This window comes from Pseudomonas weihenstephanensis, from assembly GCF_001043055.1.
Classification (GTDB): Bacteria; Pseudomonadota; Gammaproteobacteria; order Pseudomonadales; family Pseudomonadaceae; genus Aquipseudomonas; species Aquipseudomonas weihenstephanensis.
In genome coordinates, this window is record NZ_JYLF01000004.1 from 1 (window position 1) to 15,285 (window position 15,285).

Consider the following 15,285-nt stretch of genomic DNA (forward strand, 5'->3'; position numbering starts at 1 on the left):
TCAAAGTTTCCCTTGTAACTTCAACCACTTGCGCTTTCGATCTCTCGTTAGCGGGAGGCGAATTCTACAGCGTTACACGCTGCTGTCAACACCTCATTTCCTGCTTCGATGATTTGAAGCTAGCATCGCCGAAAACCGTCCAACTCATTGATACTCAAGGAGTTTTCCGTTTCGTCAACGCCGGAAGTGGGGCGAATTATAGGCCGCTGGAATCCTGCGTCAAGCACTGATTTCATATTTTTGTCATATCGTCATATAAGTGCCGAAATGCAGAGGCCAGCCTTACGGCTGGCCTCTCGTCATCAGCGCACTGACCTGCGCCTTACAGGCTCGGGAAAGCGAACTGCGATGCTTCATGACTGGCGCGTTGCGGCCAGCGCTGAGTAATTGCTTTACGACGCGTATAAAAACGTACCCCGTCCGGCCCATATGCATGCAGGTCACCAAACAAGGAGCGCTTCCAGCCACCAAAGCTGTGATAGGCCACCGGCACAGGTAACGGCACGTTAACCCCCACCATCCCCACTTCGATCTCATCACAAAATAGACGAGCCGCCTCGCCATCACGGGTAAAGATGCAAGTTCCGTTACCGTACTCGTGATCATTGATCAACTGCATCGCAGCCTCCAGGCTATTCACCCGAACGATGCACAAGACCGGTCCAAAAATCTCCTCTTTATAGATACTCATTTCTGGCGTCACACGATCAAACAGGCAGCCGCCCAAAAAGAAGCCTTCCTCGTGATCCTTAACACTCAGTCCGCGCCCATCAACCACCAGCTCTGCACCAGCCGCTACACCCTGCGCCACATAGCCGCTGACCTTGTCACGCGCCGGGCCAGATACCAATGGCCCCATGTCCAAACCGCATGAAGTTCCCGCGCCAATTTTGAGCGCCTTGATCTGCGGAACCAGCTTGGCCACCAACGCATCCGCAACCTGATCGCCCACACACACAGCAACAGAAATCGCCATGCAGCGCTCGCCACACGAACCATAAGCCGCACCCATCAACGCACTCACCGCATTGTCCAGGTCAGCATCCGGCATCAGCACCGCATGGTTCTTCGCACCTCCCAGCGCTTGCACACGTTTGCCGCGCTTGGTCCCTTCGGCATAGATGTACTCAGCAATCGGCGTCGATCCTACAAAACTCAGGGCTTTGACTTCCGGCGCCTCGATCAGTGCATCCACAGCGGCCTTATCGCCATGAACCACGCTCAAGACCCCCTTGGGCAGCCCCGCCTCTTGCAGCAACTGTGCTATCAGCAGTGTTGAACTTGGATCACGTTCCGAGGGTTTCAAGATGAAACAGTTACCGCACACAATCGCCAACGGGTACATCCACAGCGGAACCATGGCTGGAAAGTTGAAAGGCGTAATCCCGGCAACCACACCTATCGGTTGAAAGTCTGACCACGCATCAATGTTCGGCCCTACGTTACGACTGTACTCACCCTTCAAGATTTCCGGAGCCGAGCACGCGTACTCAACGTTCTCAATCCCACGTTTCAACTCGCCCGCAGCATCCTCTAGCGTTTTGCCATGCTCTTCACTGATCAGCTGCGAAATGCGTGCTTCGTTCTGCTCCAGCAACTGCTTGAACCGGAACATCACTTGAGCGCGCTTGGCTGGAGGCGTATTACGCCAGGCCGGAAACGCCGCCTTGGCCGTGTCTATGGCTTTTTGAATGGTCTCGCGGTTGGCCAAAGGCACCTGGTGAATCACTTTGCCGGTCGAGGGGTTAAACACATCCGCCGTACGACCGGCATCACTCACCATCTCACCATTGATCAAATGTTGAATCGTGCTCATTGCAACTCCAAAAACATGCTTGCAGGCGTGAACGGTACACGCCTGTCCAAAAACGAAAATGTCTCTTCTATATAGAAGGGATCAGTCGACCTGATTCAACGCCTCACCCACTGCATCGAACAATCGATCCAATTCTTGGGGTTTGCTGTTAAACGTTGGCCCAAATTGAAGCGTGTCACCGCCAAAGCGCACGTAGAAACCCGCCTTCCACAGTTTCATTGCCGCATCGAAAGGCCGCACGATCGCATCGCCATCTCGCGGGGCAATCTGAATCGCACCGGCCAAACCATAATTGCGAATATCGATTACGTTTTTAACGCCTTTCAAACCATGCAACGCATTCTCAAAATACGGCGCTATTTCAGCCACGCTTTGTACCAGGCTTTCTTTTTGCAGCAGGTCCAGCGCGGCAATCCCCGCAGCGCACGCCACGGGGTGCGCCGAATAGGTATAACCGTGTGGGAACTCAACCGCATACTCAGGCGTAGGTTGATTCATGAATGTCTGATAAATCTCGGTTGTCGCAATAACGGCGCCCATCGGAATCGCACCGTTGGTGACCTGTTTGGCGATGCACATCAAGTCCGGTGTGACGCCGAAGCTGTCAGCGCCGAACATCGAGCCGGTACGACCAAATCCGGTAATCACCTCATCGAACACCAGCAAGATGTTGTGCTGATCGCAGATTTCACGCAGACGTTTCAGATAACCCTGCGGCGGCACCAGGACACCGGCCGAACCCGCCATCGGCTCGACAAACACAGCGGCGATGTTCGACGCGTCATGCAACTCGATCAACTTGAGCAGTTCATCAGCCAACGCAATTCCGCCCAACTGCGGCATACCGCGCGAGAATGCGTTGCTGGCCAATAGCGTGTGCGGTAAATGATCGACGTCCGCCATGGCCTGACCAAACATCTTACGGTTGCCGTTCACACCGCCCAGGCTCGTGCCGCCAATATTCACGCCGTGATAACCACGGGCACGGCCAATCATTTTGGTCTTGGTCGACTGGCCTTTCAGGCGCCAATAAGCACGCACCATTTTCACTGCGGTATCCGCACACTCGGAGCCCGAGTCCGTATAGAACACATGATTGAGCGTACCTGGCGTCAGCTCGGTGATTTTCTCGGCCAACTGAAACGACAGCGGGTGTCCATACTGAAAGGCCGGCGAGTAATCCAGCGTGCCCAATTGTTTGGCGACCGCTTCTTGGATCTCGGTGCGGGTATGTCCAGCCCCGCATGTCCACAGACCTGACAATGAATCGTAAATTTGCCGACCTTTGTCATCCGTCAGATAACTGCCTTTTGCGCCGATGATAAAACGCGGGTCGCGATGGAAGTTACGGTTTGCCGTGTAAGGCATCCAGTGAGCATCCAGCTTGAGCTGGCTAGCCACGTTTAACTCGGCGTTTTCAGGCATGTTCATCAGCAAAACCTCGCAAGACAGAAAGCAGCGTGGGATCGAAATCGTTGTTGCAGCTAAATTGCCACGCCTATAAAGTCGGTGAAATTCAACTTTTCTAACCTTTAGTTAGGCGTTTACTAAACTATGAGCAGCCGCCGCTCCGATGCTTTAGCGCAAGTCAGTGACTTTGATATACGCCTGCTACGCATCTTTCGCAGCGTTGTGGAGTGCGGCGGTTTTTCAGCGGCCGAAACCGTTCTTGGCATAGGCCGCTCAGCCATCAGCCAACAAATGAGCGACCTGGAGCAGCGCCTGGGTTTGCGCTTGTGCCAACGTGGGCGAGCAGGGTTTTCCCTGACAGAAGAAGGTCGCGAGGTGTATCAGTCGTCGCTGCAATTGCTCGGAGCCCTTGAAAGCTTTCGTACAGAGGTCAACGGCCTGCATCAACACCTGCGCGGCGAGTTGACGATCGGCCTGACTGACAACCTCGTTACCCTCCCCCACATGCGCATCACCCACGCACTGGCCCAACTCAAAGAGCGTGGCCCGGACGTACAAATCCAGATCCGCATGATTTCGCCGAATGAAGTCGAGCAAGGCGTGCTCGATGGACGCCTCCATGTAGGGGTGGTGCCTCAGGCCAGCGCACTCTCCGGGCTGGAATATCAGCCGCTCTACAGCGAGCGTTCGCTGCTTTATTGCGCCGTTGGCCATCCGTTGTTCTATGTGGATGACCATCAGCTACCCGATCAAAGGCTCAATGAACAAGACGCCATTGCGCCAACCTTTCGCCTACCGTCCGATATTCAAGCGCACTACCAGGCACTCAACTGCACCGCCAGCGCCTCGGACCGTGAAGGCATGGCGTTTCTGATTCTTACCGGGCGCTACATCGGCTACCTGCCAGACCACTACGCCAGTTTGTGGGTTCAACAAGGCCGCCTGCGCGCACTTAAACCCGCAGCACGCTTTTATGACTTGAGTCTGGCCTCGGTCACCCGCAAGGGTCGGCGCTCGCACCTGGTACTCGAAAGTTTCCTTGAGAGCCTTGAAGCGACACGCTAACGTTCGCCCACCTTGTGCCCCATCGCGATGGTCCTAAACCTGCCTCCAGCCCGGAACTGATATGCCCTCAACCCTGACCGGCCTTTGCGAGTATCGCGAAGAAATCCGTAAAAGCCGCTTTATCACCCTCGCCGCACCGATCACCAGCACCCAACAGGCACATACGTTTATTGATCAACACAGCGACCTCAACGCCTCCCACAACTGCTGGGCGTGGAAACTGGGCGATCAATACCGCAGCAGCGATGACGGAGAACCCGGCGGCACTGCCGGACGTCCGATTTTGTCCGCGATAGAGGCCCAGGACTGCGATCAAGTGGTGGTATTGGTGATTCGTTGGTACGGCGGTATCCAATTGGGGACTGGCGGGCTGGCCCGGGCCTACGGCGGCGGGGCAAACAAATGCCTGCAAAATGCCGACAAGTTTCCCTTGGTCACGCGGGTGGCACTGCGGTGCGCATGCAGCTTCAGCGAATGGGTGTTAGTCAAACTGCGTATCAGCGAGCTAAATGGCGTACTCAGCGAAGAAACCTTTACCGCTAACGGCGTTGATTTGCAGCTGGCCATAGCCGAAGAACACATTCAGCCACTGCAACAACAACTTGCCGACCTCAGTCGCGGCAGGATTGTGCTTGAACGTTATTCACTCAAAGCGAATGACTGATCGCCCTTATTCCCACACAAACAGTTGCCCACAGCCACTGTGCACCCGACTGTGGATAACCTGAGCACACACGTCTGAAAGCCACGGCCTGCGGGGCTTACAGAAATTTGTACGTTTTATGACCAATTCCACCCACCCCACTTAAAACTGTCCTACAAACAGTGCGTTAAGCGTGTTTATTGCCCTAAGACACTTATCCCGCAGCGCTTATAACCCTGCGCACGAGTTGCACACAGTTCCTGTGGAGCAACCTGTGGATAACCCGTGCAAACCCAACGCGAATGCGCTGCCTGTAAAGTCCGCCTCAGTCTGTACGTTTTTTAACCAACCCGTATGGGTGTGCATCCGCCCCGTGAAGGAGTAAAACCTTCAGCGGTGATCCCTTCCTTCCCCTATAAGGACGCAACTTATGACTGTAAAAAAAGCACTCATCATCGGCGCATCACGTGGGCTGGGCTTGGGCCTGGTGAAAGAACTTTTGAACGATGGCTGGCACGTCACGGCCACGGTTCGCAACCCGGACAATGCACAGCCCCTTAAAGCGCTCGGCGCGGTGCGTGTCGAAGAACTGGACATTGACGAGCAACAGGCCATCAAGGCGCTGAGCCAGAAACTGGACGATGAGGTTTTTGATCTGGTCTTTATAAACGCCGGTATCAAAGGCCCGGACGATCAACTCTCGGGGGACGCCAGCCTTGCCGACATCGGCCAACTGTTTCTGACTAACAGCGTGGCACCGATCAACGTGGCACAGGCTTTTGTCAGCAAAATCCAAAAATGCAGTGGCGTTCTGGCCTTTATGAGTTCCGGCATTGGCAGCATCAAGTCACCCGACGCACCAGAAATGGCGCTTTACAAAGCCAGCAAAGCCGCACTTAACTCGATGACCAACACATTTATCGGCCAACTGGGTGAAGACCGCCCTACCGTGCTGAACCTGCACCCTGGCTGGGTGAAAACTGATATGGGCGGTGAAGACGCAGAAATTGATGTGCCCACCAGCACCCGTGGCCTGGTCGAACAGGTAAACGCGTACGCGGGCAAAGGTGGCCATCACTTCATCGACTACAAAGGTCAAACCATTCCCTGGTAAGCAGGCTGGGCGGTAGGCGTCTACCGCCCTTCCGTTAAAGGCCCAACAACGACAGCATGATGAACGTCGCAAACAGCACAAAATGCGTCATGCCTTCAATTGCATTGGTCTCGCCGTCATTCAAGTTGATGGCACTGACCACCAGCGTGATCAACACCATCACCGTTTGCACCGGCGTCATCGCCATCTGAAATGGCTGACCGGTGTACAACGCCATCGCCTCCATCACTGGCACGGTCAAAATAACCGTCGACAAAGAAGCACCCAACGCCACGTTAACCACCGACTGCATCCGATTGGCCAATGCTGCGCGCAAAGCCGTCAGAATTTCCGGGGCCGCAGAGATCGCCGCCACCAGTATCGCCGTGATGACCGGCGGTGCCCCCGTCCCTTCCAAACCAAGGTCGAGGGTCTTGGACATCACTTCAGCCAGTGCGCCGATCACAATGATGCCGAACACCAACACCCCGACCGACAACGTCAAATGGGCGGGCGAGCCTTCAGGTGCGCGCTTGCGGCCTTTTTTCTCCGGGTAGCTGTAGCTGAAAAAGTAGCTGTGCGGCCCGACTTGCATGCGCAGGAACAAGGTGTAAAGCAGCACCATCGCGCCAATGGTGAACGCCGAGTAAATTTTCCAGTCTGCTTCGGGGATAAATTCGGGCACCACCATCGACACGCCCATGGCGGTCAAAATCATCACACTGTAGGTCCGCGCAGAGTCGTCGTTGTAGGACTGCTCACCGTGTTTGATGCCGCCCATCAACGCAGCCAAGCCGAGGATGCCGTTGATATCGAGCATCACAGCCGAATAGATCGTGTCCCGTACCAACGTCGGTGATGCTTCATTGCTCATCATGATCGCGAGGATTACGACCTCAACCAGTACGGCTGACAGCGTCAGAATCATCGTCCCATAGGGGTCACCAAACTTTTCGGCCAAGACTTCGGCGTGATGGGCCACGCGCATGGAGGCACAGACGATGGCCGCGATCAGCACAAAGCCTGCGATCAATGCCGTCATCTGCCCGCTGCTGAGCAACCAATGCTCCAGCGGGAAGGCCACACACGCCATAACAATCGCCAGCAGCAGGAGTTTTTCATCTTTTAATAAAGTCAGCATCGCGAGCCTTTTACCTGAGAACCAATACACGTCGTTGGGTTACAGACTGCCGCAGCCCGCTAACGTTTCGTTACATATTAGTTCACGACCCGTGTCACTCGATGGATTCAAACCTGTGCAGTCACCGCGCTGTGGCAAATAGCTTGGTCGGGTTTTACCAAATATGTCGCAGCTGACCTGTAGAATGCCGCCATCTGCACCTGATTTGATGAGAAAACCTGTTATGTACGACTGGCTCAACGCCCTGCCAAAAGCTGAACTGCATTTGCACCTTGAAGGCTCTCTGGAACCTGAACTGCTGTTCGCCCTGGCGGAACGCAACAAGATCGCCCTGCCGTGGAACGATGTTGAAACGTTGCGCAAAGCGTACGCGTTCAACAACCTGCAAGAATTCCTCGACCTGTATTACCGGGGCGCTGACGTCTTGCGTACCTCGCAAGACTTCTATGACCTGACGTGGGCGTACCTGTTGCGCTGCAAAGAGCAGAACGTGATTCATACCGAACCGTTCTTTGACCCCCAGACCCACACCGACCGTGGCGTGCCGTTCGAAGTCGTACTCAACGGCATCGCCGCAGCACTCAAAGACGGTGAGCAGCAACTGGGCATCAGCAGCGGTTTGATCCTCAGTTTCTTGCGCCACTTGAGCGAAGAAGAAGCCGAAAAAACCCTCACCCAAGCCCTGCCTTTTCGCGATGCTTTTATTGCGGTCGGCCTGGACAGCTCGGAAATGGGCCACCCGCCCAGCAAGTTTGTGCGCGTGTTTGACCGTGCCCGTGACGAAGGCTTCCTGACCGTTGCCCACGCGGGTGAAGAAGGCCCGCCCGAATACATCTGGCAAGCCCTCGATCTGTTGAAAATCGAGCGTATCGACCACGGCGTGCGAGCGATTGAAGACGAGCGCTTGATGGCGCGCATCATCGAGGAGCAAATCCCGTTGACCGTGTGCCCGTTGTCCAACACCAAGCTCTGCGTGTTTGATCACATGTCGCAACACAACATCCTCGAGATGCTGGAACGCGGTGTAAAGGTGACCGTGAACTCGGATGACCCGGCGTACTTCGGCGGTTACATGACCGAGAACTTCCACGCGCTGCACACCCATTTGGGCATGACCCAGGATCAGGCCAAGCGCCTGGCGCAAAACGGTCTGGATGCCCGTTTGGTCAAGCCGTAAACACGAGCGCCACGAACGCTGCGATCGTTTGAGCGAGCACCGCAAAACGATCGCAGCCTTGGGCCGTTGCTACAGGTCACGCGCCAACATTGCACAACGCTCACTGAGCATGTCACGCAACAATTTCACCGGTTTACTCAACTGCGCGCGGTGTGCACATAGCATATTTAACGGCGCCCGCTCGCCCTCAAGCTCTGGCATCAGCACCTTGAGCCTTCCCGCCCGCACATCTGCCGCCACGTCCAGCCAGGACTTATAAGCAATGCCCGCCCCGGCCAACGCCCATAAACGCACCACATCAGCATCATCGCTGAACCTGTCGCCGCTCACTGTCAGCCCCACCTCTCGCTTGCCATCATGAAACTGCCAATGGTCGTGCACCCGTGTGCCGAGCATGTACAACAGGCAATTGTGTTGCAGCAATTGTTCAAGCTGGCGCGGTTCGCCAGCGCGCGCGATATAGGCGGGCGAGGCACATAACACCCGGCGATTGTCCGGCGCGACCGGCAACGCAACCAAACTGGAGTCCTCAGGTTCGCCATAGCGCAAGACGATGTCCACCGGTTGGCGAAACAGATCAACAATCCGATCCCCAAGCAGCAGCCGCACCGTCAGCTTCGGATGCTCACGCTGAAACTCATCCAGCCACGCCAGCAATACATTGCGCCCGAAGTCCGACGGTGCTGACAGCTGCAACACGCCACTCACTTGATCCTGCCCGCGCGCCAAAAGCCGTCGCCCTTCATCCAGACTGCTTAGCGCCTTACGTGCATAGTCGAGAAAGCCCTGGCCTTCTGCGGTCAAACGCAAGCTACGCGTGGAGCGCGCCAGCAAGCGCGCGCCCAGCTGAGTTTCGATCCGTTTGAGTGCCGCACTCGCCACCGCAGGCGACATGTCCATTACTCGCGCAGCCGCAGACAAGCTGCCCAGGTCAGCAGCGCGCACAAACAATTGCAGATCGTCAAAACGCAGCATGGTGAATAAAACCGTCGATTATCAAAAAAATATTGAAAGAGCCTGCTGTTTTAGCCGGTTTTACTGCGCGGTGAAATAGCGAATCATCGCCTTCTCCAGTTTCCCTTCACAGGATGCGCCCCATGAAAGCTGTCGCTTACTACCATTCGCTGCCGATTCAAGACCCGCTGGCCCTGCAAGACATCGAGCTTCCCGAGCCGGTTGCTGGGCCACGCGACCTTTTAGTGGAGGTCAAAGCGATCTCGGTCAACCCTGTGGACACAAAGGTGCGTGAAAACGTACAGCCCGACGCTGGCACGGCCAAAGTCCTGGGCTGGGACGTGGCAGGCGTGGTCAAGGCCGTCGGCAGTGACGTGAGCCTGTTCAAGGTGGGTGACAAGGTGTTTTACGCAGGTTCCATAGCCCGTGCGGGGGCCAACAGTGAGCGTCATGTGGTCGACGAGCGCATTGTCGGGCATATGCCAAAGAGCCTCGGTTTCGCTGAAGCCGCGGCACTGCCACTGACCGCCATCACCGCATGGGAGTTATTGTTTGAGCGCCTCGCCATCTCCCAAGGCCAAACGGATCTGCAACAAAGTTTGTTGATTGTCGGCGCAGCAGGCGGCGTCGGCTCCATCCTGACGCAACTGGCCAGCCAGCTCACGGCGCTTAAGGTCATTGGCAGCGCCTCGCGCCCTGACACTCAAGCCTGGGTACGCGAGCTGGGCGCCGACGTTATCGTCGACCACAGCCAGCCGTTAAGCGCAGAGCTGAAACGCCAAGGCATCGACGCCGTCACCCACGTGGCCAGTCTGACCCAAACCGATCAGCATCTGGACCAACTGGTCGAAGCGCTGGCCCCACAAGGCAAGCTGGCGTTGATTGATGACCCCAAGGCCCTCGACATCACCAAGCTCAAACGCAAAAGCCTGTCGCTGCACTGGGAGTTCATGTACACCCGTTCGCTGTTCCAAACCCAGGACATGATCGAGCAGCACCACCTGCTGAACCGCGTCGCCGAGCTGATTGATGCTGGCACCCTGCGCACCACGGTCGGCGAGCACTTTGGCGCCATCAACGCGAGCAACCTGCGACGTGCCCATGCACTGCTGGAAAGCGGTAAAGCCAAGGGCAAAATCGTGCTCGAAGGGTTCTGATCAAACACGAGAAGGGACGAATGCGGCCATTTTTCAACCGTCAGTCAGAGACTTGATGCCCGTCATATTTCATCGCGTTTTCGGGCATACACTGGCCTCCTTTGCGAACCTGAGGAGGCCAGAAATGAAAATCCTGATAAAAGCGTTAGCAAGATCCCGCGACTGCCAATGGCAGGTACAAATCGACCAGCAAGCCGTTAACTTTCGCAGTGAATCCGAGGCCAGAGCCTTTGTGGATACACTGCGAACACGCCTGCAAGCCCCGCACAGATTGCCTGAGCGCATGGCGGGGTAGATCAGATCGACGTTTGAGCGGCAATCCGCGCGGTGTACAACCGCCGGGTTGCCACCGCAATCGACACCGCCAGCACACCGCACAAGCTGATGACCATCGCCATCGGCATGGCACTGCCATCATGCAGCAACCCCACCAACCAGGCGGCCGCTGCGGCCACGCTGAACTGCAAGCAACCCAGCATGGCCGAAGCACTGCCAGCACGTGCGCCCTGCCCGCTCATTGCACACGCCGAGGCATTAGGGATGATGCAGCCAAGGCTGGCGATGCAGATAAACAGCGGGATCAATAGCGGCCACAGCTGTTCGGTGTGCAAAGAACTGATCGCCAACAGCGTCAAGCCCGCCGCCAGATACACCCACACCATGCGCGACAGCAAAAAGGCCGGGCCGCGCTTGGCCAGCAAACGGGCGTTGATTTGCGCCACCAAAATAAAGCCTGCGGCGTTACTGCCAAACAGCCAGCCGTAGTGCTCGGCGGGCACGCCATACAACTTGATGAAAACAAACGGCGAGCCCGCGATATAAGCAAACATCCCGGCCATTGCGATCCCGCCGGTCAATGCATGCCCCAGAAACTCGCGATCTTTGAGCAACCGACCGTATTGACGCAGCGCACCCGACAGGGGTTGACGCGGCACGTTGGCCGGCAAGCTTTCCGGCAGGCCCAATGCCACCGCCAAGGCCGCCAGGGCGCTGAAGCCCGTCAATACGATGAAAATCGCTTGCCAGCCATACAGATTGACCAGCAAACCACCGAGCATCGGCGCCAGAATCGGTGCCAGTCCCATGACCAGCATCAGTTGCGAAAACACTTTCGCCGACCCCACCGCATCGCACTTGTCGCTGACAATCGCCCGCGACAGCACCATGCCCGCACACCCCCCAAGGGCTTGCACAAAGCGCGCCCCGATCAGCCATTCCAGCGATGGCGCAAACGCGCAGGCAAAGGAGGCCGCAGTGAACAGCCCCACCCCGACCAATAAAGGCAGGCGCCGACCGAAACGGTCCGCGATGGGGCCGTATACCAACTGGCCAATGGACAAACCCAGAAAATAAACGGCCAGCGTGAGCTGGATGTGTTTTTCATCGGTTGCGAATGCTTGCGCCATCGCCGGGAAGCCCGGCAAGTAAAAATCGATGGCCAAGGGGCCGAAGGCGCTCAAGGCGCCCAGAATCAGGATGGTTCTAAAATTCATCAGGTGTCCAGGTCAGGCTGCTGTCTGCGCGGCCCGATAGTCTAGCCGTGCCTGAACACCTTGAACATAAAGATAGCGAGCTAGCTAATAAAAACCTGACGCGCCAGCGGCAAAAGTTTATTCACGCATGGGTGCTACGCGCTTCAAACCCGGCCGTGGTGATGACGTCGATGATTTGCACGGCGGGCAGATGGCTATCAACTTTGACCGTATGGCTCGCCAGATCCACGTCCACTTTGGCGTCTTTGTCTAAGCTCTGCACCGCACGGGTCACTGCACCCACACAGCCGCCACAGGTCATACCGTCAACTTTAAATGTTTGCATGATGATTGCTCCTTGGTGAGAGGCTTTGAGTGTTGACCTTGCCATCGTGGCAAGGTCAAGCGTGTTGTTGCCAACCGATGCTGGCAATCTGTTTCGCGGTCGGCCAAGCTGCAAACCTTATGATTTAAAAACAGGATACGTAGCCATGCGCTGGTCCGCTTTGAGCCTAGTCAGCCTTTTGGGCCTTGCCAGCTTGCCGTTGTGGGCAAATGCGAGTGAGGACTACGGGGTGTTAATCATTTCCCGCGAACGTCTTGAGGTGCCCACCAACTGTGAGATTGGTCTCTATGTAAATGACCAATTGGCCGGACGCTTGTTCCAGGAACAAGCCACCTCTTTCAATTTCCCACCGGGCCAAATCAGCTTGCGGCTCAAGCTTTTGCCTGGGCAAGCCCCCGGCTGCTTGCCCGGCATGCTCGCGCCACCCTCACAAGCCATCACCTTGAAGGCAGGCGATGTCCGTAAATATCGCATTGCCCAGAAAGAACACGGGATGTACCTGCTACCCGCCAAGCTGGAGTATTAAGCGCGACTCAAAGGTCGGCCGTAACGATCAACAAGGGGCCTTGACCTTGCCACGGGGTCAAGGTCGATTCTATGGAGAGATAACTTCTTGAGGAGGATTGCTCGTGCCCACCCAATACGACCTGCCTATCGCTGGCATGACCTGCGCCAGTTGTGCTGGACGCGTGGAAAAAGCCCTGACCAAAGTGCCCGGCGTTACAGCGGTCAGCGTTAATTTGGCCACTGAACAAGCCCGCGTCGAAGCGCCCGCCGACAGCCTGCCCGCACTGGTTGAAGCCGTCACCCACGCCGGTTATAGCGTGCCCAGCCATAGCCTGGAACTGAGTATTGGCGGCATGACCTGCGCCAGTTGTGCGGGTCGTGTTGAAAAAGCACTGGCCAAGGTCGCCGGCGTCAAAAGCGTCAGCGTCAATCTGGCCAGTGAGCGGGCACATGTCGACCTGCTGGGCCACGTCGATCCCACCGTACTGATTGAGGCTGTTGGCCAAGCCGGCTACACCGCTCAATTGACCGAAAATGTGCAAGCCGTTGAAGACGATCAACACACACGTCTGCGCCGTGAGCGATGGTCCTTGGTGGCCGCCATTGTGTTGGCGTTGCCGCTCGTGTTGCCGATGCTGGTCGAGCCCTTTGGCCTGCACTGGATGCTGCCTGCGTGGGTGCAATTTTTGCTCGCCACCCCGGTGCAATTCATTCTGGGTACGCGCTTTTATGTCGCCGCCTGGAAAGCCGTCAAAGCCGGTGCGGGCAATATGGACCTGCTGGTCGCGCTGGGCACCAGTGCCGGTTATGGGTTGAGCCTGTACGAATGGGCCATCGCAGCGCCCGGCAGCATGCCGCACCTGTATTTCGAAGCGTCTGCAGTGGTCATCGCCTTGGTGCTATTGGGCAAATACCTCGAAAGTCGCGCCAAACGCCAAACCGCCAGCGCAATCCGCGCGCTTGAAGCGTTGCGCCCCGAACGCGCCCTGCGAGTGGTCGATGGTCAGGAACAGGACGTAGCCATCAGTGACTTGCGCCTCAACGATCTGGTGCTGGTCAAACCCGGCGAACGTTTCCCGGTAGACGGCGAAGTGGTCGAAGGTCAAAGCCACGCCGACGAAGCCCTGATCAGCGGTGAAAGCCTGCCCGTGCCCAAGCAGCCTGGGGATAACGTCACCGGCGGCGCCATCAACGGCGAAGGTCGCCTCGTGATCAAAACCCTGGCCCTGGGCACCGAAACCGTTCTGGCCCGCATCATTCGCCTGGTTGAAGACGCACAAGCCGGTAAAGCCCCGATCCAGAAGCTGGTGGATAAAGTCAGCCAGATTTTCGTCCCGGTGGTGTTGCTGATTGCCTTGGCCACCTTACTCGGCTGGTGGTTCTATGGCGCGCCGATTGAAACCGCGCTGATCAACGCCGTGGCCGTACTGGTGATCGCCTGCCCTTGCGCACTGGGCTTGGCCACACCGACAGCAATCATGGCCGGCACCGGCGTCGCGGCCCGCTACGGCATTTTGATTAAAGATGCCGAAGCGCTGGAGCGCGCCCACGAAGTCAGCGCCGTGGTGTTCGACAAAACCGGCACCCTGACCTCCGGCACCCCGCAAATCGCTCACTTCAGCGCGCTGGATGGTGATGAAGCACGGTTACTGCAAGCAGCAGGCGCCTTACAACGTGGTAGCGAACACCCCTTGGCCAAGGCCGTGCTGGACGCTTGCGCTGCGCGAAACCTGAGCGTGCCCGACGTCACCGACAGCCAGTCACTGACCGGGCGCGGCATTGCTGGCACGCTGCTGGATCGGCGGCTGGCGCTGGGCAATCGGCGCCTGCTGGAAGAAACCGGCCTCAACCCCGGCACCCTTGCCGACGCGGCCACCGCCTGGGAGGCCGAAGGCCGCACCTTGTCGTGGCTGATCGAGCAAAGCCCGCAGCCCCAAGTGCTGGGCCTGTTTGCCTTTGGTGACACGCTCAAAACCGGCGCGCTGAGCGCGGTGCAACAACTCACCGAACGCCACATCAGCAGCCACCTGCTGACGGGCGACAACAAAGGCAGTGCCCGGGTCGTGGCCGAGGCGCTGGGCATTAAAGACGTGCACGCCGAAGTGCTGCCCGCCGACAAAGCCGCAACCGTGGTCGAGCTGAAAAAGACCGGCGTGGTGGCGATGGTCGGCGACGGCATCAACGACGCCCCGGCGCTCGCCGCAGCCGATATCGGGATTGCAATGGGCGGCGGCACTGACGTGGCCATGCACGCAGCGGGCATCACGTTGATGCGCGGTGACCCGCGACTGGTGCCCGCCGCCCTGGAGATCAGCCGCAAAACCTACGCCAAAATCCGCCAAAACCTGTTTTGGGCGTTTATTTACAACGTGATCGGTATCCCGTTGGCCGCCTTTGGCTTCTTGAACCCAGTGTTGGCGGGCGCCGCAATGGCCTTCTCCAGCGTCAGCGTGGTCAGTAACGCACTGTTACTGAAGTTCTGGAAACCCAAGGACATTGAGTGA

At 57.3% G+C, this 15,285-nt stretch carries 14 protein-coding genes; 8 read left to right on the forward strand and 6 right to left on the reverse strand.

Annotated features, from left to right (window positions below):
* Nucleotides 1-322: 322 nt before the first annotated feature.
* Both TU86_RS10775 and aptA read right to left on the reverse strand, forming a co-directional pair.
* Nucleotides 323-1,816, reverse strand: a complete 1,494-nt coding sequence (locus TU86_RS10775; RefSeq protein WP_048364309.1) for a CoA-acylating methylmalonate-semialdehyde dehydrogenase — start codon at nt 1,814-1,816, stop codon at nt 323-325.
* An 81-nt stretch (nt 1,817-1,897) separates the two neighbouring features.
* Nucleotides 1,898-3,247, reverse strand: a complete 1,350-nt coding sequence (gene aptA / locus TU86_RS10780) for an omega-aminotransferase AptA (RefSeq protein ID WP_048364310.1) — start codon at nt 3,245-3,247, stop codon at nt 1,898-1,900.
* Nucleotides 3,248-3,370: 123 nt separating this feature from the next.
* Between aptA and TU86_RS10785 the strand changes: the two genes are divergently transcribed.
* From TU86_RS10785 to TU86_RS10795, 3 genes are all read left to right on the forward strand, one after another.
* Nucleotides 3,371-4,291: a LysR family transcriptional regulator gene (locus TU86_RS10785; RefSeq protein WP_048364311.1), complete on the forward strand. Its 921-nt coding sequence runs from the start codon at nt 3,371-3,373 to the stop codon at nt 4,289-4,291.
* A gap of 61 nt (nt 4,292-4,352) precedes the next feature.
* Entirely contained in the window at nt 4,353-4,955 is a 603-nt protein-coding gene (locus TU86_RS10790) for an IMPACT family protein (RefSeq protein ID WP_048364312.1), read from the forward strand.
* A gap of 409 nt (nt 4,956-5,364) precedes the next feature.
* Complete coding sequence (locus TU86_RS10795; RefSeq protein WP_048364313.1) at nt 5,365-6,048, forward strand: SDR family oxidoreductase; 684 nt, start codon at nt 5,365-5,367, stop codon at nt 6,046-6,048.
* A 34-nt stretch (nt 6,049-6,082) separates the two neighbouring features.
* On the opposite strand, the gene TU86_RS10800 is transcribed toward TU86_RS10795, so the two are convergent.
* Nucleotides 6,083-7,168, reverse strand: coding sequence for a calcium:cation antiporter (locus TU86_RS10800; RefSeq protein ID WP_048364314.1), 1,086 nt, complete (start codon nt 7,166-7,168; stop codon nt 6,083-6,085).
* A 223-nt stretch (nt 7,169-7,391) separates the two neighbouring features.
* On the opposite strand from TU86_RS10800, the gene TU86_RS10805 reads away from it, so the two are divergent.
* Nucleotides 7,392-8,345 (forward strand): adenosine deaminase, encoded by a 954-nt coding sequence (locus tag TU86_RS10805; protein WP_048364315.1) that lies wholly within the window; start codon nt 7,392-7,394, stop codon nt 8,343-8,345.
* Between the two features lie 69 nt (nt 8,346-8,414).
* Here TU86_RS10805 and TU86_RS10810 read toward each other — a convergent pair whose 3' ends face one another.
* Entirely contained in the window at nt 8,415-9,320 is a 906-nt protein-coding gene (locus TU86_RS10810; protein WP_048364316.1) for a LysR family transcriptional regulator, read from the reverse strand.
* A gap of 122 nt (nt 9,321-9,442) precedes the next feature.
* Between TU86_RS10810 and TU86_RS10815 the strand changes: the two genes are divergently transcribed.
* Complete coding sequence (locus TU86_RS10815; RefSeq protein WP_048364317.1) at nt 9,443-10,456, forward strand: zinc-binding alcohol dehydrogenase family protein; 1,014 nt, start codon at nt 9,443-9,445, stop codon at nt 10,454-10,456.
* A gap of 124 nt (nt 10,457-10,580) precedes the next feature.
* A complete protein-coding gene (locus TU86_RS23670; protein WP_371260596.1) occupies nt 10,581-10,751 on the forward strand; it encodes a hypothetical protein in 171 nt (56 codons plus the stop codon).
* A 1-nt stretch (nt 10,752) separates the two neighbouring features.
* Here TU86_RS23670 and TU86_RS10820 read toward each other — a convergent pair whose 3' ends face one another.
* Nucleotides 10,753-11,949 carry a multidrug effflux MFS transporter gene (locus TU86_RS10820; RefSeq protein ID WP_048364318.1) on the reverse strand — a complete coding sequence of 399 codons (1,197 nt, stop codon included), beginning with the start codon at nt 11,947-11,949 and terminating at the stop codon, nt 10,753-10,755.
* 121 nt (nt 11,950-12,070) lie between these two features.
* Nucleotides 12,071-12,274 (reverse strand): heavy-metal-associated domain-containing protein, encoded by a 204-nt coding sequence (locus TU86_RS10825; RefSeq protein ID WP_048364319.1) that lies wholly within the window; start codon nt 12,272-12,274, stop codon nt 12,071-12,073.
* Between the two features lie 145 nt (nt 12,275-12,419).
* On the opposite strand from TU86_RS10825, the gene TU86_RS10830 reads away from it, so the two are divergent.
* Both TU86_RS10830 and TU86_RS10835 read left to right on the forward strand, forming a co-directional pair.
* The gene (locus tag TU86_RS10830; protein ID WP_048364320.1) at nt 12,420-12,800 is read left to right on the forward strand and encodes a hypothetical protein; all 381 of its coding nucleotides are present in this window, start codon (nt 12,420-12,422) and stop codon (nt 12,798-12,800) included.
* Between the two features lie 97 nt (nt 12,801-12,897).
* A complete protein-coding gene (locus TU86_RS10835) occupies nt 12,898-15,285 on the forward strand; it encodes a heavy metal translocating P-type ATPase (RefSeq protein ID WP_275575749.1) in 2,388 nt (795 codons plus the stop codon).